This window comes from Sphingobacterium sp. B16(2022) (assembly GCF_012030425.1).
Classification (GTDB): domain Bacteria; phylum Bacteroidota; class Bacteroidia; order Sphingobacteriales; family Sphingobacteriaceae; genus Sphingobacterium; species Sphingobacterium anhuiense.
The window spans coordinates 1,225,786-1,248,374 of the sequence record NZ_JAAUVN010000001.1; the positions used below are offsets into that span (position 1 = coordinate 1,225,786).

The 22,589-nt window shown below is 35.3% G+C and carries 21 protein-coding genes; 18 read left to right on the forward strand and 3 right to left on the reverse strand.

Annotation, left to right across the window (positions count from 1 at the left end; translation table 11 throughout):
• Nucleotides 1-33 precede the first annotated feature (33 nt).
• The gene (locus tag HCX49_RS05395; protein ID WP_168126416.1) at nt 34-2,199 is read right to left on the reverse strand and encodes an ATP-binding protein; all 2,166 of its coding nucleotides are present in this window, start codon (nt 2,197-2,199) and stop codon (nt 34-36) included.
• A gap of 429 nt (nt 2,200-2,628) precedes the next feature.
• Here HCX49_RS05395 and HCX49_RS05400 point away from each other — a divergent pair, with 429 nt between their 5' ends.
• On the forward strand, nt 2,629-5,313 hold the full coding sequence (locus HCX49_RS05400; protein ID WP_168126417.1) for a PAS domain-containing protein: 2,685 nt from the start codon (nt 2,629-2,631) through the stop codon (nt 5,311-5,313).
• A gap of 137 nt (nt 5,314-5,450) precedes the next feature.
• Here HCX49_RS05400 and HCX49_RS05405 read toward each other — a convergent pair whose 3' ends face one another.
• The gene (locus HCX49_RS05405; protein WP_206368254.1) at nt 5,451-6,290 is read right to left on the reverse strand and encodes a dienelactone hydrolase family protein; all 840 of its coding nucleotides are present in this window, start codon (nt 6,288-6,290) and stop codon (nt 5,451-5,453) included.
• A 328-nt stretch (nt 6,291-6,618) separates the two neighbouring features.
• Here HCX49_RS05405 and HCX49_RS05410 point away from each other — a divergent pair, with 328 nt between their 5' ends.
• The 7 genes from HCX49_RS05410 to HCX49_RS05440 all read left to right on the forward strand — a co-directional run bounded on the left by HCX49_RS05410 (nt 6,619) and on the right by HCX49_RS05440 (nt 13,838).
• Nucleotides 6,619-7,848, forward strand: a complete 1,230-nt coding sequence (locus tag HCX49_RS05410; protein WP_168126418.1) for a hypothetical protein — start codon at nt 6,619-6,621, stop codon at nt 7,846-7,848.
• A 276-nt stretch (nt 7,849-8,124) separates the two neighbouring features.
• Nucleotides 8,125-8,523 carry a hypothetical protein gene (locus tag HCX49_RS05415; RefSeq protein ID WP_132767820.1) on the forward strand — a complete coding sequence of 133 codons (399 nt, stop codon included), beginning with the start codon at nt 8,125-8,127 and terminating at the stop codon, nt 8,521-8,523.
• Nucleotides 8,524-8,685: 162 nt separating this feature from the next.
• Nucleotides 8,686-9,624 (forward strand): ketopantoate reductase family protein, encoded by a 939-nt coding sequence (locus HCX49_RS05420; protein WP_168126419.1) that lies wholly within the window; start codon nt 8,686-8,688, stop codon nt 9,622-9,624.
• A 177-nt stretch (nt 9,625-9,801) separates the two neighbouring features.
• Nucleotides 9,802-10,296, forward strand: a complete 495-nt coding sequence (locus HCX49_RS05425; protein WP_132767824.1) for a GNAT family N-acetyltransferase — start codon at nt 9,802-9,804, stop codon at nt 10,294-10,296.
• A 53-nt stretch (nt 10,297-10,349) separates the two neighbouring features.
• A complete protein-coding gene (gene bla / locus HCX49_RS05430; RefSeq protein WP_168126420.1) occupies nt 10,350-11,249 on the forward strand; it encodes a class A beta-lactamase, subclass A2 in 900 nt (299 codons plus the stop codon).
• Between the two features lie 843 nt (nt 11,250-12,092).
• Complete coding sequence (locus tag HCX49_RS05435) at nt 12,093-12,536, forward strand: hypothetical protein (RefSeq protein WP_132767828.1); 444 nt, start codon at nt 12,093-12,095, stop codon at nt 12,534-12,536.
• 195 nt (nt 12,537-12,731) lie between these two features.
• Nucleotides 12,732-13,838, forward strand: coding sequence for a serine hydrolase domain-containing protein (locus HCX49_RS05440; RefSeq protein WP_132767830.1), 1,107 nt, complete (start codon nt 12,732-12,734; stop codon nt 13,836-13,838).
• 161 nt (nt 13,839-13,999) lie between these two features.
• Here the strand turns inward: HCX49_RS05440 and HCX49_RS05445 are convergent, their stop codons facing one another.
• Nucleotides 14,000-14,737, reverse strand: coding sequence for a hypothetical protein (locus HCX49_RS05445; protein WP_168126421.1), 738 nt, complete (start codon nt 14,735-14,737; stop codon nt 14,000-14,002).
• Between the two features lie 595 nt (nt 14,738-15,332).
• On the opposite strand from HCX49_RS05445, the gene HCX49_RS05450 reads away from it, so the two are divergent.
• From HCX49_RS05450 to HCX49_RS05495, 10 genes are all read left to right on the forward strand, one after another.
• On the forward strand, nt 15,333-16,658 hold the full coding sequence (locus tag HCX49_RS05450; RefSeq protein WP_168126422.1) for a hypothetical protein: 1,326 nt from the start codon (nt 15,333-15,335) through the stop codon (nt 16,656-16,658).
• Between the two features lie 9 nt (nt 16,659-16,667).
• Nucleotides 16,668-17,078, forward strand: a complete 411-nt coding sequence (locus HCX49_RS05455; protein WP_132767836.1) for a Dabb family protein — start codon at nt 16,668-16,670, stop codon at nt 17,076-17,078.
• Between the two features lie 29 nt (nt 17,079-17,107).
• Nucleotides 17,108-17,584, forward strand: coding sequence for a hypothetical protein (locus tag HCX49_RS05460; RefSeq protein WP_237682720.1), 477 nt, complete (start codon nt 17,108-17,110; stop codon nt 17,582-17,584).
• A 123-nt stretch (nt 17,585-17,707) separates the two neighbouring features.
• Complete coding sequence (locus HCX49_RS05465) at nt 17,708-18,394, forward strand: response regulator transcription factor (RefSeq protein ID WP_168126423.1); 687 nt, start codon at nt 17,708-17,710, stop codon at nt 18,392-18,394.
• Complete coding sequence (locus HCX49_RS05470) at nt 18,391-19,764, forward strand: sensor histidine kinase (RefSeq protein ID WP_168126424.1); 1,374 nt, start codon at nt 18,391-18,393, stop codon at nt 19,762-19,764. The genes HCX49_RS05465 and HCX49_RS05470 overlap by 4 nt, the downstream gene beginning before the upstream one ends.
• Before the next feature lie 114 nt (nt 19,765-19,878).
• Nucleotides 19,879-20,106: a hypothetical protein gene (locus tag HCX49_RS05475; protein ID WP_168126425.1), complete on the forward strand. Its 228-nt coding sequence runs from the start codon at nt 19,879-19,881 to the stop codon at nt 20,104-20,106.
• 125 nt (nt 20,107-20,231) lie between these two features.
• On the forward strand, nt 20,232-20,945 hold the full coding sequence (locus HCX49_RS05480; protein WP_168126426.1) for a DUF4397 domain-containing protein: 714 nt from the start codon (nt 20,232-20,234) through the stop codon (nt 20,943-20,945).
• A gap of 371 nt (nt 20,946-21,316) precedes the next feature.
• Nucleotides 21,317-21,652, forward strand: a complete 336-nt coding sequence (locus tag HCX49_RS05485; RefSeq protein WP_168126427.1) for an antibiotic biosynthesis monooxygenase family protein — start codon at nt 21,317-21,319, stop codon at nt 21,650-21,652.
• A gap of 23 nt (nt 21,653-21,675) precedes the next feature.
• Nucleotides 21,676-22,083 carry a GNAT family N-acetyltransferase gene (locus HCX49_RS05490; RefSeq protein WP_168126428.1) on the forward strand — a complete coding sequence of 136 codons (408 nt, stop codon included), beginning with the start codon at nt 21,676-21,678 and terminating at the stop codon, nt 22,081-22,083.
• A gap of 14 nt (nt 22,084-22,097) precedes the next feature.
• Nucleotides 22,098-22,583 (forward strand): GNAT family N-acetyltransferase, encoded by a 486-nt coding sequence (locus HCX49_RS05495; protein WP_168126429.1) that lies wholly within the window; start codon nt 22,098-22,100, stop codon nt 22,581-22,583.
• The last annotated feature ends 6 nt before the right edge of the window (nt 22,584-22,589 follow it).

Consider the following 22,589-nt stretch of genomic DNA (forward strand, 5'->3'; position numbering starts at 1 on the left):
CGTGTTCCTTAAAGATCAAGACAGAAGAATACATTATTCAGCATTCTCAAATATAATCTCAAATGTTGTTCCTTTTCCTACAGCACTTTCAACTCGAATATCCGCTCCTAATCGATCAATAATTCTTTTTACAATAGAAAGTCCGATTCCAGAACCATCATATCCTGAGGAGTTTGAAAGTCTTTGAAAGATATCAAAAATATTATTTTCTTTCTGAAGATCCATTCCAATACCGTTATCTACAATAAAGTAGGTTACCATCGTTCCAGATTGTGTACTGTATACTTCAACTTTTGGATTTTCTTGCTTGCTGCTGTACTTAACCGCATTTCCGATAATATTTAAAAAAAGTTGATAGATCAGAGTTCGCTCGCCTCTTATAGGAATAATTTCACCCATTTTAAAATCCAGACCATCAACACCGTATTGATTTTTCGCAATCTCAGTAATGGAAATGATATTGCTTTTTGGATCCAAGATTTCAAGGTTTAATGCAACCGAATTCGATTTAGATAATTCATGAACCTTATCGATCATTTCGGTAATAAGCGCTGATGCATCTAATATATTGTTCGCCAGTTTAAGTAAAAGCTCCCTTGGAATATCATTTTTCATCAATAACATCTGTGCTCCCAGTTTGATGGATGACAACGGATTTTTAAGGTCGTGTGTCAGAGTATAGCTGAAAGTATCGAGCGCATTATTAGAACGGACAAGATCTTTGTTAAGTTGTTCTATTTCGGCATTCCTTTTGGCAATTGCTTGTTGAATAAGGAAAACAATGCGCTCTAAGAATGATATCTCGATCTTAAGCCATGGTGAGGATGTATTGCCGGTTATTTGTTTCCATGCATCAAAAGAAGTTCTTGGAGAAGGAAAGCTTATTTTTTTTGTTGCATCGTACTGAAGATACTTTTCAGGTTTTCCAGCCCATATCTCTTCTATTAAGCGCTCTTTGCGGAACAGGTATATTTTCCAATCTGATTGTGGTAATATCTCTGCAGCCATCACGCCCGGAAGTTGGTTTATACCACTGCTGAATTTATATTGATTGCTGGAAATTATTCCAATGTCATTTTTTATGAAATTATGGATTTCCTGCAACTGATTTCTGTCGGGAATTATGCCGAAAGATTTTTCATTTTTAGCATATTTTAAATACAGTCCATCAGCATTCATGATGTGCATGATCTTCTCGCCAAACCTTTCAAGAACATCATGTGTATCTCTGTTTATTAAAAGATCACCTTTTAGATCTTTCTCTAGAATATGCATTGTATTCTGCAATTCTATATCTTTTTTTAATAAATTAGAAATATGATGATTCGTAGCAAATTGGGTCAAAAAAGTACAAAGATGCCTCTGGGCAAGATCCACATGTAGCGGTGTATTATTCTGACAGGTAACCAGTCCCCATAATTTGCCATCTTTTATAATAGAGAAGCTTGCACTAGCGCTAACTTTAGAATTTCTTAAATATTGGAGATGGATGGGAGATAGCGCTCTAATGCTTGTTTTTGTTAAATCGATATCCGCGCGATCATTACTGATGATTTTATGTGTAGCTCCATCTATATCTGCAGTATGTCTGGCAAGAAAGATGGTGTACAATTCGCGGGCCTGCTTGGGTATATCAAATTCAGGATAGCGATAGCCTAACAGTGAATGTATGTTTTCCGATTTTGATTCTGCAATAACCTTCCCACTGCTGTCTTCCAAAAATTGATAGACCATTACCCGGTCATAATTAATAATCTGGCGTATGATATTCGTAAGCGATTTCCAGATATCTGTTTTATTCTCTTCTAAATATTTAGCATAATAATACAATCGATTAGGTTTTAACAGATTTTTATTGCAAATCTCCGCTTCCACATAGGTATGATCATTATAGCGATAAATACTTAAATCATAATTTTCATTATTGATGATTATTTTTTCTGTAAATCTGTAAAAAATAGAGGTATTGAAACTATCTTCTACGGTTTCAAAGACTAATTTGTCATTGCCCGTTAAAGCAGCTAGAATGATATCGATATTAAGATCTAAATATTTTTCTAAAGGAGTATTAGACAGTAAAGTAACATTCTCACTAGCAGCTATGCATCTTTTATTGTTATTGAATACAAATAGAAAACCGAGATCCTGGATCAGACCACATAGTGTAATTTTCTCATCTTCACAATCTAAAAATTCCATAAGAGCTATTAAAAACGTTCAATAATATATTATTGTTATTTTGATGTAATATCGAGGAGGAATTAGATTTTTTTACAAGCTTATTCTTTCAGAATATTATTTCAATCAGAAACAGAGAGTAAATTTAAGAAATAAAAATGAAATCATTTTAAGCGTCACCCTGCTCGTAATGCTATAATACGAATTAAAACGTGCGGTAAAGGTATAAATACGTATATTTCATTAATTTTTTATTTATAGTTCTACAATAAAGATATTCATGATATTTTTGACCAGCAGAACATAGCATAGCAGTTTTTTTGACATTGACCGTTTATATTATTTGCCTAAGAAGGGCAGGCTTTTGGACTTTACTATAGCATAATAGCAAGTTTTTGATACATCTACCTACGCGACAATCAGCTACTTTCGTATTTTATTTTGTAATGAATGAATTTTAATGATAACCATCTACTAAAAGCCTTAGTAGACACTGCACCAATTGGAATTTGTATCCTCAATTCGGATGGTTTTATTGCCGAATTAGCCAATGAGAAGTTTCTCCAGATCGCAGGTAGAAGGGAAGAGGATTTAATCGGTAAATCTTATTGGGAAACATTTTCAGAAGTGAGGGAGCAATTTGAGGATATTTTATGTCATGTTGTTTCTAATAATAAGGCCTATCATGCCGATCAGGTGCCAATGATTCTTATTCGCAACGATAAGCAGGAGCCTATTTATGTAACATTTGTTTATGCACCGATGGTAGATCTTGACGGTAAAGTCCATAAGGTAGCGATATGGGTTCAGGAAAATACGAAAGAGGTCATGGAACGTGAAAAAGATACTGCTTTAAATACCGCAATGAAAATAGATCGTGACCGTCTGCACGATTATTTCCTTCAGGCACCTGTTGGGATTAGTGTCATGACTGGCGAGAATCTATTAATAGAATTTGTAAATCCCAATTATCAAGCCATGTTGCCAGGTCGCTCACTTGTTGGCCGCCCGTTTTTCGAATCTCTTCCCGAAATTGTTGATACCGATATTGCACAAGCTTTAACCGATGTCTTTAAAACAGGTCTTCCTGTTTCTTTTCGTGATCGCTTAGTCGCTATTTCAAAAGAAGAAGATGGACCGACAACAGACCGTTATTTCGATTTTAGTTATGTTCCCCGGTTTGATTCTAACGGACAAGTAGACGGGGTTTTTAATTTTGCTTTCGAAGTGACCGCGTTCGTTCATAGCAGAAGAAAAGCGCAACAGGAAAGTAACAACATGTTGCAGATACTGGATATGCTTCCCGCTTCGGTAGTCGTGATCCGCGGGTTTGATCTTGTCGTAGAAATGATCAATGACTCCAATCTTGCTTATTGGAAGAAAACAAGAGAGGAAGTTGTCGGTAAACCCTTCCTTGAAATCCTTCCTGATCTTGCTGACCAGCCTTTTGCAAGCCAGCTTCGTCAGGTCATGAAAACAGGCCAGGTGATCGATGTAAAGGAAAGTCCGGTTATTTTCACAAACGCTGATGGTACCATGAGAGAAACCTACGTGGATTATACCTATCAACCATTGTCAGATCTAGATGGAAATAGAAATGGTGTGCTGGTGATGTCTTTCGAAATTACGGATCGTGTTCACGCAAGAAAGCTGTTGGAGCAATATGCAAATGAGCTTGCGGAAACAAACGAACTGCTTGCCCAAAGTGAATCCAGATTTAAGTTTCTCATTCAGGAGGCACCCGTGGCAATTGGCGTGCTTCAGGGTAAAACACTGATCGTGGAGACCGCTAATGAAAAAATACTTGAAGTCTGGGGTAAGACCAGAGAAATTGTGGGTCTTCCATTAGCGTCGGCATTACCTGAACTTGATGGTCAGCCTTTTCTTGAAATATTGGATGATGTATTTGCAACAAGAGAACCATTCTATGCTAATGAAATACCAGCATTGCTTGAACATGGAGGGACATTAAAACAATTATTTTTTAATGTCGTCTACCAGCCTATTTTTGATCAGCATGATAACGTTTCTGATATTGTAATTGTAGCAGTTGATGTAACCGAGCAGGTAAATTCACGAAAAGCATTAGAGATCAGCGAGCAGCATTTTCGCAAGTTATCTGATCTTGTTCCTGTTAAAATATCCAATGCACTTCCAAACGGAGAAGTAACTTTTTTCAATCAGGGATGGCTTGATTTTTCAGGGTTGAGTTTCGAAGACCTCCGTGATTTTGGTTATTTTCAGATGATACACCCGGATGAAGTAGAGAATTTTCAACAAGGGCTCTTACAAGCATCCAAAACTGGAGTTCCATTTATTTCGGAGATGCGGTTTAAAAATAAAGATGGTCAGTATATCTGGCATATTAACGTTGCTTCTCCTGTGCTTGATGCTCAGGGAGAGTTAATCATGTGGGTCGGTTCTACAACAGATATTCAGTCAATCAAAGAAGAAGAGCAACGTAAAAATGATTTTATAGGGATGGTATCCCATGAATTAAAAACACCGCTTACATCCCTAAATGGCTATTTGCAGATTTTACAGTTAAAACTAAAACAAGATGATGGTTTAGCATTCGCGGAGCATGCGCTAGAGCGTTCATTAAAACAAGTCCGGCTAATGACCTCCTTGACAAATGGTTTCTTAAACGTATCACGTCTGGAATCTGGAAAAATGCACATAGAAAAATCAACATTTGATCTTCGTGGATTATTTAAGGAAACCTGTGATGAATATCGTATTCTATTTCCGAATAATAAAATCACATCCAAATTTAGTGACGAAGAAATTCCAGTTTATGCCGATCGGCAGAAAATAGCACAGGTATTTAACAATCTGATCGGAAATGCAGTCAAGTATTCACCAGCAGCTAGTGATATTTGGGTAACTGTTGAGCAAATTGGTACAAGGGCACGGGTTATGGTATCTGACCAGGGCATCGGCATAAAACAAGAAGATTTATCAAGGCTTTTTGAGAGATATTACCGAGTGGGCGATACGACTGTTTCTGGATTCGGTATTGGGTTATATCTAAGCATGGAAATTATTGAGCGCCATGGGGGCAAGATCTGGGCAGAAAGTGAATTAGGAAAAGGTTCTAAATTCTTTTTTGAACTGAATATATATCAAAATTGATAAAAAAGATCTTTTACGATCTTCCAAACAGCTATCGACAATAATTTTTCATTAAGGATTTAAAAACAGAAGGTATTCAACAGAACAATGACAGGAGCTATGCACAGTGCAATGAAATCGAATCAATTTCCTGAAATCTATAGCTGTTTACTAAATAGCCATTTCTGAAGTTCATCTGTTAGTAAATAAGGGATTACAATGTTGTTATGATCGAGATTTTTAAACGTTGTGAAGACAAGCTTGGCATTACCATCTAATTTTTTGTATAATACTTCGCTTCCGCTGTATGGATTACTTGTGTCTTTTTCTCCATGAATTAGCCAAATATCCTTATGCTTTAGTTTATCAAGGTTTGATAAGTCAGGAACAGCGGCTATAGAAACTATTGCGGCAAATTTTTCAGGGGCTAGGTTGATCAAATTTTGAGCTGTTGATGCGCCCATAGAATAGCCAATTAGATAAATTCGATTCAAGTCAATATTGGGATGTCCCTTTTCTAGTTTTTTAATCAGAGTCAAAATTTGAATAGCATCTTTTGATGGACTAGCTGTCAACATCCCTTCCGCATTCTGCGAATAGGTAGAGGAACGCTGTTCAAATTGAGGTGCTAATACAAAGCAATTAAATTTGTCAAAGATATCATCCCTTACCCAAGTTCGAGCTAAATGTTCCAATTGATTTTCGTTATCATTGCCTTGTCTTGAAGAATTATGAAATGTAATTACAAGCGGATATTTTTTAGTTGTAGTAAAGTTCTTCGGAAAAAGGAATCGATAGGGGATTTTAGTACTTTCATTTGTAAATACTTTTTTTTGAAATATATCTACGGGTAATGCGCTCAGTATATTTCTAGTCTCTGTAAACCTGGTGCTATCAATAGACATTTCGTTATATAAATGTGTTTGCGCATGGGAAAAATTGCAAATCATTACACTGAAAAAAAAGATGATTTGCAGTTGGATTCTGTTGTTATACATTTCGTTTTCTAGTTCGGTTGACTAAATTACATTTTTTTATTAATCTCACTCCATGAGATTTTGTTTACGAGCAGTTTAATCAACTTCACGATGGTTGGTTACGATCAAAAGACATACTCCTTCAAAAGGATTATGGGAATTGGAGTGCAATGAGCGTGAAGTGTAAACAAGTAAACCTGATCAAATCGTAAAAGGGATAAAACGTATTGTAAATATCTTCTTGTTTTATCATTTCATACATTAATTTAGTCCCTGTTAAGGATTATATCTGAGCCAGTAACAATAAATTACCAATAGTTTAGATCATTAAAAATTTAGAAAGATAAATATGAAAAGAATATATCAAATAATTATTATACTTTTTTTTCTAACCAGCAGTAATTGTTCAAATGGTCAATCCAAGCAGGAATGTCTTGATATGCTCAATGATAATCTACTGTTGCTTGATAACTTCTTGCATGCCGATAAATATGAACCCTCGGATCTCCGAGATTTACGGGCTAATTTTAGTGATCTGCAAGATCTGACGCAAAATGATAGCAAGATAGAGGAAAGCTATTTTTTTCCCAAAGGATATCCGCCAATAACAAAATATGTATATCCTAATACATTAATTGAAGTCCGGTTTGATCGATTTAATATATCCAATATCCTTGGAGATGGATATAATTTTACTTTAGATTTCGTAGATAACATCCCGGATGCAATTTTTAAAGTAAAAAAAATATACTTTTTAGATGGAACAATCGAAGGGGGCGAAGACATTTCGGTTGATAAAATAATTTCCCCGCAATTTGGTCATCAAACGTTGGTACTTAAAGGCACAAAACCAATCAAAAGCTTTGATTATAGTATGGAGACCAATTTAAGCAAGGAAATTATTTATGAAATTAGTACAGCAGGACAAACCATACAGACCTCTGCAGGGCAAATCGAAATCGTACACTATGGCAATGGATATGTACGCGTCAAAGTTCCTGAATCAATGCGGCATGTCATAAAAATTGAAGCAGAAAATGCACAGGGTCACAAATTGTCAAAAGTGATGTCTGGAAACGGAGCTGCTTATAAAAGTGAGTACCTCGGACCTTATATAGCAGCTATTAAAAATGCCATAACACAACTTGAGAATGATAAAATTACATGTGCAGAAGCCTATAATAAGTTTTCATATGAGCAGATTATTGCAGACTTACAGCGCAAGGAGAACTCTTTGTTTCTAACTGAATATTTTGTTTCTGATTTTAAGAAAGCATCTATCGTATTTTGGGATAAAACACAATTAGACAGAAAGCACTATTTGCGTAATTCCGTTGACCAGTCTGATGGAGTGCCTGAAACCTTTTATGAAAGATGTGCTTGCGCTGTCGCACAGGATAAAAAGACCGAATTATTTGGAATTATTGGTTTGGATGGAAACTGGATCATCGCACCAAGTTTTTTAAAATTAACTCCCAACTGGGGAAATAAGAATTTATTTAGAGGACAACCATCTGATGAAGAGAAGAGTTATGAATATAGGTATGATAAGGAAAAAAAATCCTTGACCAAAATGTAACCCCTTCCTAAGTAATAAACGACTCTAAAGAATACATACAATAAAAATATCTCCTTTCTTTTGGCATTATATGGAAGTGTCCTATAGTTTAGAGGAAATGTATGGGTAATGATATCAACAAGTACGGCATTACCTTCATTAATCAGTATATCTTTATTCCTAGAGAAATTGCTTTGATAGCGTTTCATGCAGATAACTTACCATCTCCGGGTTAATTATAAAAATACATATATGGCTCCGTTGGTATGATATTTGGTTTAAAAGAGAAAACTTTATATGGAAAGAGCTATTAAAATATTTTTGATGGTGTGTGTCGTTAGTTTTATTTGCGGCAGTTGTTCAAAAGAATCTGATTCAGATTCATCAAGCTATCAGATCACTTACACTTTAAAGGGACCTGCCACAACGGCACAAGTTCAATATACCCCTACAATTACAGATCCTTACAATATTCCAGATAACTATGAAGAGATTGTTAGCGTTCCTTGGCAAAAGACAGTAACATTGATAGATGCTGTGGGGGGAGCAGGCTTTTCCGTATCCATCGACGGCGGAATACCCGGAGCGAAATATCAGATGTCAATTCTAGGTAAAGATGGTAGTATCTTAAAAGATGGAGAGTTGGTTCTGGATAATGAAGGCTATGGGGTCTTTTTGATAAACTATTATAAATAGTTAAAGAGATCAATACTAAAATAGAAATGAATAGAAAAGAGCTTATGAAATTTACAATTCATAAGCTCTTTTTCTATACTTTGATTTTATTTATAAAATTGACAAAACTTAGTTTATATTCACTTTTGATTATTTTTATTGATAAACATAGTTAAACAAACAATGGAACAGCATATATTAATTGTGGGATTAGGCGGAGTAGGCGGGTATTTCGGTGCCATGTTAGCACGAAAGTATGAAAACAGCGATATTTATATTAATTTTTTGGCACGTGGAAATCACCTTAACGAAATACAGCAACAGGGATTAACTGTTGTTTTGGAAAAAGAGACCTTTACAATCAAACCTTATAAAGCTTCGGATCAGGTGGAAGAGTTCAATACGATGGATTATATATTCCTATGCACCAAATCGTATGATCTTGAAGAGACAGTGAGTTCGTTACATACATGTGTGGGCCCAAGCACAGTTTTTATACCACTGCAGAATGGCGTCGACAGTAAAGAGCGTATTAAGAAATACTATCCAAATAATTTAGTTGTCGATGGTTGCGCCTATATTGTATCTCGTTTGAAAGCGCCCGGAGTTATTGAAGTAACGGGGAAATGGGGTACCATGAATTTTGGATTAGATGGAGAACATGATGTACGGCTAGAAAGGTTACATGATCTTGTTCAAAAAGCCGATATCCATGTGAATTATTCAGATAAAATAGAAAAAATAATATGGGATAAGTTCATATTTATATCTTCTATGGCGACGGCTACCTCTTATTACGATTGCTCGATTGGTCAAGTTATAGAAGATCCAGAAAAAAGGCATGCTGTTATTAGGCTTATTCAAGAAGTTGAAGCCTTAGCACTACGAAAAGGGATTGTGGTTTCAAAAGATATTGTGAATGAAACGTTATATAAAATGGAACAGATGCCCTATGATGCGACATCATCTATGCATACAGACTATATCAATAAAAAACCACAAACAGAGCTGGCATCGCTAACACATTATGTCATTTCTGAATCCACGAAGAATAATCTTCCAACAATAGTCTATCAGTGTATGTATGATGACCTTCAACAAAAGACAATGTCTGATCGTTAATTTTCGAAGATATTTAATTTATATCAATTCAAAAATTAATATAGTATATAAGCAGCGGGTCATTATATGTGGCCCGCTATCTAATAAGATCAGTCCCTACAACACGCGTCGATAAGTTTTATGAAAGTTAAAGTAGAAAAGCCACATGCGCGGAGTTTCATTTTAGAAATATAAAATATGCAGATAACCTTAGTCAAATATGTAGCAGCAGATTTTGATTATTTCAAAAGACTGGTCAGTGATTTGGAGACAATGAGATACATAACTGGAATCGAGTGGGAGGAAATCGAGGCTAGATTACAGTTTGACGCAATGCTTGAAATCAATGCTGTAGAGGAAAGTTTAGGATTTTTTAAGGTAGTTAATCAGAAAAACGAATTTATAGGAAATTGTTCATTGGAATGCTATAAATACGATGCTGCAATTCTTGAAATAGGATATGTTCTTAAGAGAGAATTTTGGCGAATGGGTTATGGATCAGCAATTCTACAACGGCTCGTCCATAAAGCTAATAATTCATTCCCAGGCATGGATGTGATTGCCATTATCGATCCAGAGAATCAGGCATCAAGAAAATTACTTGAGAAGAATGGTTTTGTTTGTTATTTTAAGGGGGTGGAAGACAGTAAGTTTGCTGAAAAGTTTATCCTTAAAAATTTTCACACATACTAAACCAACATTTATTCGTTTTTTATACTTTTACTTTTATGGTCAATTTCAAAAATATGAAGTACATTTTAGTTGTACTATTGTTTATTCCACAGCTGATGCTCGGTCAACAAAAGAAGTCTATTCAGCAACTTCAAGAAAGGATAAAACACATTATAGATACTACTGGAGGAAATATCGGAGTAGGGGTACAGGGAATGGATTTTAAAAGTGGTTTCATCATAAACGGGAACCATGAGTATCCAATGATGAGTGTTTTCAAGTTTCCGCTTGCTTTTGCTATTCTAGATAAGGTAGATAAGGGCGAACTGAAACTCAGTGATAAATTTCATATGCCGAAAGCATCTTTGGATACCAACACATGGAGTCCGATGGTAAAAGATTTCCCTAATCAGGATCTTGATGTCACTTTAGCTGATCTGTTAACTTATGCCGTTTCAAAGAGTGATAACAATGCCTGTGATTTTCTATATACAAAAGTCGCTGGTGGCCCAGTTGCGGTAAATCAATATCTCCATCATGCAGGTGTAAAAGATATCTCGATCGTCTATACCGAAGGAGAGATGGAAAAAGATTGGGCGTTACAATATAAAAATTGGTGCAAACCTGCAGGAGCGATTAAATTGCTGCAGCTCTTATATAACCAGCAATTACTCTCAAAAACGAGCAACGATTTTCTTATCCAGATAATGAGAGAATTGCCTGATTGGGGCAAAAGAATTACAGTTCTTCTACCACCAACAGCTGAATTAATTCATAAAACGGGTGCGTCAGGAGTTAACAAAGAGGGGATAATGGCTGCATTTAATGACATCGGTATTATCACATTACCCAATGGTCAACATCTCGCAATAGCAGTATTTGTCTCTGATTTTAAGGCGCCCCAACAAAGAGGCATAAATGTAATTGCAGCAATTTCGAAGGAGATCTGGGATTACTATGCATCAAATCCATAAGGAGAACCATAATTTTTTTAGTAATGGCTATCTTTAATGAAAAGTATATGCCCTTCATAAACATCAAAAGGGTCTAATTTTCATTAGACCCTTTATCTTGGCGTTTAACTGCACAGTAATTTTTGTGTTTCTTATCGTTTCCTCTTTTTTGTTTCGTCATCCAAAAGATTATGGGTCAATTGGATTTATTACTGTACTACCGTCATTTATCATTTTACACTTTTTTGGGAAAGTATGTTTGTTATTGTTTCTTATAAAAAGAACACCTGTTGCCTAAAATAGTTTGAAAAAATTTGAAAGAATTACATCAATCTATTTCCTTCATTCATCGAGTTTTCTTTAATAGTTGGTCAGAGGCATTTAAAGCAGTTTTTAATTGATTATTTTAATATGCGGTCAAATGTTATGTGGCACCACCAGAAAGTCTTTCGGTAATATCTTGTTCTACTTGTGGCCGTATAAACGCTTAGCATTACGGTCATCATCAATTTGAAATGCTACAAAACCTTGCAATTTAAGTTCATTATTGAATTCTGAAATGCTGGAGACCATTTTCGTTTCCATCGGTAAAAGTTAAGAAAATCAAATTTAATAGTCGTTATTACAATTTCACTATAAAACGATTTGTATTTTTTAAAATTCATATTTCCACTCTTTTGAGACGTAGCTAAAACTACGGATTCCAATAAATCCAGTTGTTTCTATATATGAAAACATCATAATCATGAACTTTTTAAACATTAATTTTCCCTTATTTGAGAGTATTCTATTGCATTATTAATTTAAAGCTTTATTTTTGTGGTTGTTACATTATAATGAACAGGATTACAAAGTTGTTTTTTGATGATGGATAATAATTGTGATTTAATCTTAGGATCATTTTATACTAAAAAGTTAGTAGATCAACTTCAGCTTTCGATGTGTATATTTCTAAATAAAGAAAGACGTAAGGCAATTGGTTTATTTTTGGCGGCAGATAAAAATGAAGAAGGGGAATTATTAATTAGTTACGTACAAGATAATATTGGTAAGCCTTTATCACTGATTATAAATAAAGATGTGGTATTAAGCAATATCAATCATAAAAAAGAAAACTTTTATTATTGGCAGGGCACTGTCGGTACAATTCGAAGTTTGTTGCAGCTATTGGATTTCTATTGTATTAATGAGTTAGGCCAAAAACCTGTTATTTCAATTGTTAGTCATCCCTTTGTTATCGAAATCATGCATATGTTAGAGGAAATTGAAAAGAGAAATCTGCAGATTGAAGCAAAGCTAAAGCTTTAAATTCGTTTGGATACTAAATATCCGACGTTAAAAATTGAAGCTTTGATGGACAAAAATGAGCTAATCCTTTTCCTTTGTTGGCCAAATAAATTTTTAACTGAAGTCTTTTTTAAATAAGTTTCAATACGATTTGGTCTTTAGTAAGTAAGTTGTATATTAGATAATTAACTGTTTTCGCCTTTAAATTCCTTCTATATGAACAGAAATCAATTTGTATTCATTTTTATGGCAATTTGTATGCTGACCATGTTGTCAAGTTGTAAATTTGGTCGTTTCATATGGTATAATTTTGCAGACATTGATGATTACAAAATTTTTCCCACCCGGGAGCTACAAGCTTCTACAAAGCCTTTTACTTTCTATACTGCAAGTAAGGAATCGGTTCCGAGCAATAGAATATATGAAGAGGTAGAGCTTTCGTTTGATAATTTTTTAGATCAGACAAAATCTGTCGCTTTTTTGGTTATCCGCAATGATAGTATTCTTTATGAACGTTATTTTGATGACTATGATACCGCTTCAATTGTGCCTTCGTTTTCTATGGCTAAGTCCGTTACTTCGATGCTCATCGGTTGTGCCATTGACGACGGGCTTATCAGTTCTGTTCAAGATCCGGTAAGTAAATATGTCCCTGAAATGGCAAAAAATGGATTTGATAAGGTGACGATAGAGCATTTGTTACAAATGACTTCAGGTCTTAAATTTAATGAAGGTTACTACAATCCTTTTGGAGAAGTCGCCACATTTTATTATGGCCTTGGTTTGCGCAAGAGTACCGAGAATCTAAAGCTGGAAGCAGAGCCCGGAACCCGCTTTGCCTATGCGAGTGGTAATACCCAGATTTTAGGGTTGGTGCTGGACCATGCATTAGCAGGAAAATCAATTACTGATTATCTGCAAGAAAAGATATGGCAACCAGTAGGGATGGAGTATGCTGCCTCCTGGAGTATCGATCAAAAGAAAGACGGTATAGAGAAAACCTTTTGTTGCCTGAATGCGCGGGCACGTGATTTTGCAAAATTGGGACGGTTGTACCTTCATCAGGGGAATTGGGAAGGAAAGCAGTTGGTTCCCGCAGATTGGGTGAAGGAATCTACACGAGTTGACAGTACCGGTGGAAGCTCTAAAAACTATCAGTACCAATGGTGGTTGCCTACACAGAATGGCGATTTTATGGCGCGGGGTATCCTTGGACAATATATTTATGTGAATCCACAAAAAAACTTGGTTATCGTTAGACTGGGACACAAAGTAGGCACCAATTGGAGTGAAGAGTTTGTACGCCTATCTGATGAATATTAAGGTGGGCTACTTTCTTTCTAAAATTCACCTATCTCAACAGTTTTAAAACAAGGAGGCTTGGGGTAGGATTGGTATTCCTTGAGTATTCATCAAAATTATAGAGAAGCGTTATGCTATCCAATATTGAAATTACCCAAAGTACTAAGGAAGTGCTCATTTTTTTACTGCTTAACAACCCTGTTGAATTCCTCCAATAGTATTTCATTTTCTGTTAAGACCATATTTTCTATATGAAATTTCTGATTGCGAAATTGCCAGTTACGTGTTCCGTCAATAACTTTTGTTAAGTCCATTTTCTCGACCCTTACAAGTTCTTTATGAATATCGATCTTTAGGAAAGTCTTAGATGCAGGTGCAAACGTTTTAATTTTCTTTTCTTTACCATCTTCTTCTGTAGTCATGCTGTTAATTTCCAAAAGCAAAAGATGATCATAAATATGGTAATGGCAGAAATACGTTCTTTTAACATCTGTTTCCTGTATTATAGTAGCTTGGCCAAATGTTGTAAACTGAATTAAATCATGCGATGAATTCGGACCTTTGAACCAGTATTGGTCTGTTGTTAACCCAACGGTTCTTCCCATTTCGATTACATTCAAGCGATCATTTCCAAATAATACCGCTACTCTGGTATCGTTAAAGTCTTTCAACGTTAATTTGCTCGGAGTTTCTTCTTTAGAGACAGTTAGTCCGCTGCTATACTTCTTGTTTACACGCAGCCTAATTTCTTTTATATAGGGATCGTAGGTGTACGTTCCTTCACTGGTATTTACAGACCATATACCACCAGAATATCCATTGTTGTAGACAAAACTTCCATCATCAGCAAAATAAAAGTTTTTAAAGAGTGGGCCTTTAGACCATGACCAAAATTCATTAAATAAAAAGCTGTTTTTCATTTCAAATGTATTTTTCATTTGTCCATACGCTACCATATTTAGTAGGAACATTAATTTTAGTAAACAAATTTTTATCATCTTTAAGCATTTAGTGAGCATGTCTACTCGTGAATCCCTTTACCAAAATTAGGATTATTTGACCCATTTCTATCATGCTACTATCCAATGGTATAAGTGCAAATATAGTATATATCACCAAATCATCTAAAATTTGTAACCCTTAATGCAGCGAGTAGCATCACTTTACTTTTGTTCAATACGTAAGGCCTGAAAGCAATTCTTTAATCATCTTAGCGTTTCCCTATTCATTTTATGAAAGTCCTAATAGATTTGTGTACAGATCTACTAAAAAATCAAGGAGCTCGACGATTAAATTTTTTTTCAATTTCATTAAAATTTAACGTTTTTTTCTCAAAGTGTATTATTCGTTTTTTGTAAAAAACCTAAATAAAGATTTATCTGAATACATAAATCTTTGCAATGCCTATTTAAAGCACCTTATTAATTCATATTTCTAATAGATTTCTAATTATTTGCCTCTATATTCCAAACTAAATTTGTCTTAACAAAAGAATCAAATTAAAGACAGATTATCATGAATAAAAAGCCGCTATTAGCGTCGTTGTTGTTGACCGTAGGTCTAACTGGTATACATACAAGTAATGCGCAGACAAATGATTTTGGAAACCCAAAACTCATACACTATCTAAATAAGGAGCATACCCGTTATGTTAGCTTCAGTGGCTATGCAGAACTTTGGGCACGTTACACACAATTAAATCCAGGCAGTCTTGTTAATAATGAGCAGGTAGGTAGTGTGTCCGATTTGTCCCTTCGTCGCATTCGTGCCAAGATGACGTATAAACCAACTGAAAATTTATATTTCGTATTACAGATGGGGCCTACAAATGTTAATGTGAACAGTAAAAATAACACCTATATGGATTTACTTGATGCGTATGCAGAATATAGCTTTAGTCCAAAGCTTGCAATAGGTGCCGGACGTTCGACCTGGAGAGGACTATCCCGTTTTACAACAGGCCCGCAAGCAACTTTGCTCTATGATCTACCTCTATATGCTACATCAAACACCGGCATTACCGATATGACTGTTCGTGAGATGAGTGCTTATATTAAAGGTCAATTGGGACGATTTGATTATCGCTTAGTCCTTGCTGATCCCTATACCGCTACGACTGCAGATCCAGCATTGAATGTTGCTAAATTCAGTAAAAATGAAGCCCGCAAAGATGTATCCGGCTATTTTAGATATGCCTTTTTTGACAAGGAAAATAATGAAACACCTTTTAATGCAGGAACATATGTAGGAAAGAAAAAGGTGTTAAGCGTAGGTGGAGGTTTTGAATATATGCACAATGCATTATGGCATTTAGATGCTGATAAAGCAATACAAAATGATGATATGAAAAGTGTTGCTCTTGATGTCTTCTATGATGCTCCTGTTAATAAGGAAAAAGGAACTTCTATCAGTGCATATGCTATGGCCATGCACAATGACTATGGCCCTAATTATATCCGGTTCTCTGGAACAAATAATCCAGCTACGGGAATAGTTGCAGCGAATGCAAGTTTAAATGGATCCGGAAATGCATTACCTACTGCGGGAACGGGTAATACATTTTATGCCCAAATAGGAGGTACATTACCTTATTTCAGTCGCAATAATCACAACCTGCAACTACAGCCAGCAGTCTCCGTACAATTTGCAAACTACAATGCTTTAAAAGATAATAGTGCAATATACGATGCCGGGATATCGCTATTATTTCACGGAAGTAGTAGTCGCTTGACTTTTGATGCACAAAATAGACCAATTTATAATTCGAATGCGGTAAACGAAAGTTTGGTAACAGATCATAAATGGGCATTTATTCTTAAATATCGAATTGATTTTAATTAAATATATAACATGAAAAGGAAAAATTTCATACAAACATTAGGAACAGTTGGCGTCTTAGGCGTTACAAGTTCTACCTTATTAGCTGCTGATCATAAAAAAAAGAAACCTGTGTTTTTTCATTATTTACTTTTTTGGTTAAAACCTGAGCTTTCAGTAACGCAAGTTGAAGAATTTAAAGAATTTTTTGAAGGACTTAAAAAATTGCCATATGTCAAAAATGTGCGTTACGGCAAACCAGCTGCTTCAAGTCCACGTACGGTTTTAGATAATAGCTTTACCTATAATGCAGCTATGGAATTTGATAGTCTCGAGGAGCTGGAAGCGTACGGCAAATTACCACAACATCTTGCTTTGGTGGCTAAGTACAAGCCCTATTTTGACCGTATGATGGTTCATGACACTGTATTTGAAAATTTGTAAAAAAATAATAGATCTTAAAATTAATAAAAATGAAAATTATCTCGAAAACAGTACTATTTTTCTGTTTAGCATTTATTGCTCCATCTTTACATGCTAAGGAAAATCATCGAAACATCAAATCGGTAAAAGTTGAAGAAGGTGAAGGTAAAATGCCTGCTATTCGATTAATCAATAATGCAGATGGAACTTGTACTTTTGAAAAAGGCTATATTCCAACCTTGAGGCACGCGAGTACAACCACTTTTTGGTCGAGCAATAAGACCGAAGATTGGGAGAAAAATGCACATCCAGCTCCAAGACGTCAATACGTCGTAACATTAAAAGGCAATATTCGCTTTAAGGTGAGTGACGGCTCTACATTTTTGATCAAGCCAGGTGTTATCTTACTTGCTGAAGATTTAAAAGGTAAAGGCCATAGTTGGGAAATGGTACACTCGAAAAGCTGGGAACGTTTATATATACCAATACAAGATGGAGCTGACGATCTGTTTGTCTCAGATCACTAATCAAATGAATCATTAACTTTTGCTTTCCTTGCTGTTAGGTACATCAAGGAAAGCAATTGTATGTCACTATTTATCTGAGATTTCAAGATTTATTTTATTTAAAAAGTATCTACATTTGTTAATATGAGGGTATTAGTTGTAGAAGACAATCAACGGGTGTGTTCGGTATTGCAAAAAGGATTAGAGAGTCAAAACTATCAGGTAAATATTGCGCTTGATGCTGAATCAGCTTTAAAACAAATAAAGTTGTTAGATTACGATCTTCTTATTATTGATATCATGCTTCCTCGTATGAGTGGTATAGAATTGAGCAAACGTATGAAATGCACTTATCCTAAAATCCCGATTATCATGTTGACAGCCCTAGGTCAAATCGATGAAAAAATTGCAGGATTTGATGCAGGTGCAGATGATTATATGGTAAAACCTTTTGATCTTCGCGAATTATATGCCCGTATTGCAGCTGTTTTAAAAAGAAATAAAGAGTTTGGCAGTTGGGAAAATAATGAATCTTTAAACTATGATTCTTTAACACTGAATTTGAGAAGTAAAAATGTGAGTCGCGATCACATCGATATTAAATTGACTCCAAAAGAATTTGACTTACTTGTATTTTTTATGCGGCATCAAGAAACGTTATTGAGGCGTGATGAGATTGCTAGAAATGTATGGGGAAAGAATTTTGATACCGGAACCAATTACATTGATGTTTATATCAATTATCTCAGGAAAAAAATTGATAAAGACTTTATTACTAAACTCATTCATAACAAATCGGGGCATGGTTTTATCTTATCAAATAAAGAATGAAAATAGCTTCTCGTACTTCCTTAGTATTAACGTTATTCTCTGCGGCGATACTATTTCTTTTCGCCTACAGTATCTATTTCTTTTCTGAAAAAAATAGAGAGGAAGAATTTATAGACCGTTTGCGGTATAAAATTACCTGGCGTGCTGAATTTATTTTTGATGCCAAAGTCAGTGAAACGCAACTGCGTCAGATTCATGAACAAAATAAAAAAAAGATAAATGAAGCGCAGATAACAGTTTTTGACAATCAATTTAAAGAGCTTTTTGTTGATGTTGGCGAACAGCATTATGAGCGTGCCATATTAGAAAAGATTCGGAATAAAATTTTTATGACCTGGAATCAGGGCGATGAGCTCTTTATGGGGATGCATTATCCTTTTCAGGGTAAACAATACTATCTGATTGGACATGCATACGACCAGACAGGTTATGCCCATATGCAACGTTTGAAGCAGCTCCTCATCAGTATTTATTTTGTTGCCATTATTTTTATATTTATAACCTCTTTTTTCTTTGCCCAGTACATTTTAAAACCCATCAAACATATCATTAATGAAATACGGGATGTCTCCGAACATAATCTTAGTAAAAGGGTATATTATCGAAAAGCAAAGGATGAGCTCTCTGAATTAATTGATACCTTTAATGGAACATTCAATCGATTAGAAAAGTCATTTAACAACCAAAGGCATTTTGTTTCCATTATATCCCATGAGTTTCGTACTCCCTTATCAGCTATGATTGCAGAACTCGAACTCGCAAAAGAGCTAAATACAACCTTAGCAGATTACCAGCATTCTATTGATACCGCTTTATTAGATGCTAAGGAAGCAACAATATTATCCAGTTCCTTATTGGACTTTGCCCGTGCCAATTATGATAGTTCACAAGTTAGCTTTAGTTCTTTGAGACTGGATGAAATTCTTGTAGAATCAAAATTTATGGTCCAGGATAAAGATAAAGATTACCGTGTTAGCATATCTTTTAATTATGACCTGTTGCATAATGCAGAGGATCAAGAAGAAATTTTGGTCATGGGAAATGCCTATTTACTTAAAGTAGCTTTTGCTAATTTAATCGAAAATGCCTGTAAATACAGTTCAGATAAACACTGTCTAGTAGATATTATATACCATGAAGGGATAGCTATTGTACAGGTTTGTGATAAGGGAAGAGGCATTTCGTCAGAAGACTTACCACATATTTTCGAACTTTTTTACCAATCAGCATCTTCGCCAGGTCAGCATGGACATGGTATTGGACTTTCTATTGTTCAGCGGATTATTGATATGCATAAAGGTCAATTACAGGTGCAATCCGAACTTGGTCAGGGTTCTACATTTACGGTACAATTTAATAGAATTTCTTAATTTGTGGGAAGGATAAACGTTATCGACAATTTTATTCAAACCTTACTAAGGTAAACCATATCCAATTCGGTCTCAAGAGATGATATTAACACATTTGTTTTAATTTGTAAAATTATGTCAAGATCAGTACGGAAAACGAAAATATTTGGAATTACAAACGCAAAGACAGAGAAACAAGATAAGAGAAGATGGAATAGAACTTTTAGAAAAGTTTGTAGAAAATTAATTCGCCTTGAAAAAGAAGCTCCTGTTAAAATTCACAGTATCACTAATGTCTGGGATGGTGCAAAAGATGGAAAACGATACTTTAAAGATGCCCCAATAAAACATATGCGAAAATAATCCGTCATACCGTAATCACGCAATTTTTTTATACAATATGTAGCACTAGCTGTTGCACCCCCGTTTATTATGATAACACTAGCGCAATGTGTATTTTTTAAATATAAGATTTAAGTTAACATATTATGAAAAAATACTTAAGATTACTAAGTTTAATAACTGTTGTTACTGCAGGAATTTTTGTGACCAGTTGCAGCAAAGATAAGGACGATCATCAACCTGTACCAGCAGCTTTATTTACGATGGTAAATGGATATAGTGGAGCAAAGGCTGTACTGTATTATGCAGACCGAAATATCCTTCAAAATCCTAATTTTCCGCTGTTATATAAATCGCAGAGTAAAGTAGCCCTATATCCGGGATCACGCAAAATAACCGTTACTGCTGGAGAAGGTAATTTGATCGATAGTACGATTGTGGTTAAAGACAGTACCATTTATAGTTCTTTTCTTTACGGAAGTAAATTAAAGCCAGTACAGGCAATTACGACAGACCGCGTCAACAAAGAGATCAAAAAAACAGAATCTGGATTACGCTTTTTTAATTTCTCTGAAGGTAGTGATCAAGTAACGCTTCACATCGGAGATCAAGCAGCGCCTGCAGCATGGACCGACCGTGCTAAAGAAACACAGCAATCTGTGACTGCAAATGAAGGTTTTATCGCACAAAAAAGTGGCACTTTCACAGTAGTTGCTAAAAATAAAGCAGGTAAGACGCTCGCAACACGTGAGCAAATGAAATTAGCTGAAAATCACTATTATTCTTTTATTCTGGTCGGTGATCCAGCTCAGGACAGTCAATCCGTATATTTAGGATTAGTAGAGCAACATGCAAATTAGTCAAATTTAATCTCATCTATTTTAAAAGCAAACAAAGCCCTTATTTAACCATAAGGGCTTTATTTTTAGAGTATAAAATTATAAGAGCTTCATATACGCCTCGTTTAAATCATATGCCGGATAAAAGCATCTGGACTATCCGCTTTATTCAAACTGGATGATAAAGAAAGTCTTTTTTTAAGATAAATTTACATCGGAAGGAATGAAGCAATTGATTTGGCAATCCAAATACATGCGTTGTTGGCTAGATAAAGTATTCAGATTATTCAACCTTTATCGAATAAATGATTTATTGCTCATTTATGATATGTATGTGAAGTAGCTGCTCCCAAAGATTGCAGCTATTTGTAATTTAATTAAAAAAATAAGCTATGATAGCAGTAATATTTGAGGTAATTCCCAAAGAGGGAAAAAAAGAAGAGTACCTGAACATCGCAAAGGCACTAAGGCCAGAATTAGATCATATTTCGGGATTTATCTCCATAGAACGGTTTCAAAGTCTTGTTGATCCTAAAAAAATTCTCTCACTTTCATTTTGGGAAAATGAAGAGAGTGTTAGAGAGTGGCGTAACCTGACGAATCATAGAAACGCACAGCAATCAGGAAGAAGTTCGGTGTTCGACGACTACAGGTTACGTGTAGCAGCAGTAATTAGGGATTACGGTATGACTCCACGAGACGAAGCTCCTGCAGATAATATTTTTTAACGTAACCATAAAAAAATCTGAAAATGCTAACATACCAAATTGAAGAAACAGTCGGAGCAGAGGAATTTAAAGAAGTATTAATAAATTCCACACTAGGAGATAGACGACCAGTCGATGAGCCTGAGAGAATAGCAGGAATGCTTAAGTATGCAAATCTTATTGCCACCGCAAGAGATTCTGGAAAATTGATAGGTGTAGCAAGGTCTTTGACTGATTTTGTTTACTGCACCTATCTCTCAGACTTAGCAATCGATGAGAACTATCAAAAGATGGGAATCGGAAAAGAATTAATACGTCTTACAAAAGAACATAGCCCAAAAGCAAAACTTATTTTATTAGCAGCACCAAAGGCTGTGGGTTATTATCCTAAAATTGGTATGACCCAATGGGAACAATGCTACGTATTGGATAATGTTGAGGATTTAAAATAAGTTGTCAAAGGATAATGGAAAAGTCTGTAATAATTAGGGAAATGCAAAAGGCGGACATCCCCGAAGTATTAAGATTAATGGAGGCAATAGTTGTTTTTGAGGGGGACACCGATTTTAGTCTTACGGAAAATGACCTGTTGAAACGTGGTTTTGGTGACAGACCCGAGTTTGGGGCAATCGTTGCACAAGGAGAGAAGAACCAGCTCATAGGCATAGCAGTTCACTATAACATTCCTTTTATGCATAACCACAAACCTTCATTGATGCTCAAATGGCTGTACGTTGATACCAATCACAGAGGAAAAAGTGTAGGTCGAAAATTGCTTAGTGGTCTTGCACAATATGCCATGAAACATGGATATAAAAAATTCAACTGGTTTGTACTCGGAAGTAATGTTGATGCCCAAAAATTCTATCAAAGCATTGGAGCAAACCCTGACAATAAATGGATTCGCTGGACAATTACACCGGACAATATGGTGCAACTGTTCAAAGAATAATAACAG

What these genes read in the sequence shown, in the direction of transcription:
- HCX49_RS05450 (WP_168126422.1), top strand. Translation starts at nt 15,333, where the DNA reads ATGAATAAAAAGCCGCTATTAGCGTCGTTGTTGTTGACCGTAGGTCTA.
- HCX49_RS05415 (WP_132767820.1), top strand. Translation starts at nt 8,125, where the DNA reads ATGGAAAGAGCTATTAAAATATTTTTGATGGTGTGTGTCGTTAGTTTT.
- HCX49_RS05490 (WP_168126428.1), top strand. Translation starts at nt 21,676, where the DNA reads ATGCTAACATACCAAATTGAAGAAACAGTCGGAGCAGAGGAATTTAAA.
- HCX49_RS05425 (WP_132767824.1), top strand. Translation starts at nt 9,802, where the DNA reads ATGCAGATAACCTTAGTCAAATATGTAGCAGCAGATTTTGATTATTTC.
- HCX49_RS05420 (WP_168126419.1), top strand. Translation starts at nt 8,686, where the DNA reads ATGGAACAGCATATATTAATTGTGGGATTAGGCGGAGTAGGCGGGTAT.
- HCX49_RS05470 (WP_168126424.1), top strand. Translation starts at nt 18,391, where the DNA reads ATGAAAATAGCTTCTCGTACTTCCTTAGTATTAACGTTATTCTCTGCG.
- bla (WP_168126420.1), top strand. Translation starts at nt 10,350, where the DNA reads ATGAAGTACATTTTAGTTGTACTATTGTTTATTCCACAGCTGATGCTC.
- HCX49_RS05475 (WP_168126425.1), top strand. Translation starts at nt 19,879, where the DNA reads ATGTCAAGATCAGTACGGAAAACGAAAATATTTGGAATTACAAACGCA.
- HCX49_RS05455 (WP_132767836.1), top strand. Translation starts at nt 16,668, where the DNA reads ATGAAAAGGAAAAATTTCATACAAACATTAGGAACAGTTGGCGTCTTA.
- HCX49_RS05480 (WP_168126426.1), top strand. Translation starts at nt 20,232, where the DNA reads ATGAAAAAATACTTAAGATTACTAAGTTTAATAACTGTTGTTACTGCA.
- HCX49_RS05400 (WP_168126417.1), top strand. Translation starts at nt 2,629, where the DNA reads ATGAATTTTAATGATAACCATCTACTAAAAGCCTTAGTAGACACTGCA.
- HCX49_RS05485 (WP_168126427.1), top strand. Translation starts at nt 21,317, where the DNA reads ATGATAGCAGTAATATTTGAGGTAATTCCCAAAGAGGGAAAAAAAGAA.
- HCX49_RS05460 (WP_237682720.1), top strand. Translation starts at nt 17,108, where the DNA reads ATGAAAATTATCTCGAAAACAGTACTATTTTTCTGTTTAGCATTTATT.
- HCX49_RS05465 (WP_168126423.1), top strand. Translation starts at nt 17,708, where the DNA reads ATGAGGGTATTAGTTGTAGAAGACAATCAACGGGTGTGTTCGGTATTG.
- HCX49_RS05495 (WP_168126429.1), top strand. Translation starts at nt 22,098, where the DNA reads ATGGAAAAGTCTGTAATAATTAGGGAAATGCAAAAGGCGGACATCCCC.
- HCX49_RS05410 (WP_168126418.1), top strand. Translation starts at nt 6,619, where the DNA reads ATGAAAAGAATATATCAAATAATTATTATACTTTTTTTTCTAACCAGC.
- HCX49_RS05405 (WP_206368254.1), bottom strand. Translation starts at nt 6,290, where the DNA reads ATGTATAACAACAGAATCCAACTGCAAATCATCTTTTTTTTCAGTGTA.
- HCX49_RS05435 (WP_132767828.1), top strand. Translation starts at nt 12,093, where the DNA reads ATGATGGATAATAATTGTGATTTAATCTTAGGATCATTTTATACTAAA.
- HCX49_RS05395 (WP_168126416.1), bottom strand. Translation starts at nt 2,199, where the DNA reads ATGGAATTTTTAGATTGTGAAGATGAGAAAATTACACTATGTGGTCTG.
- HCX49_RS05440 (WP_132767830.1), top strand. Translation starts at nt 12,732, where the DNA reads ATGAACAGAAATCAATTTGTATTCATTTTTATGGCAATTTGTATGCTG.
- HCX49_RS05445 (WP_168126421.1), bottom strand. Translation starts at nt 14,737, where the DNA reads ATGAAAAACAGCTTTTTATTTAATGAATTTTGGTCATGGTCTAAAGGC.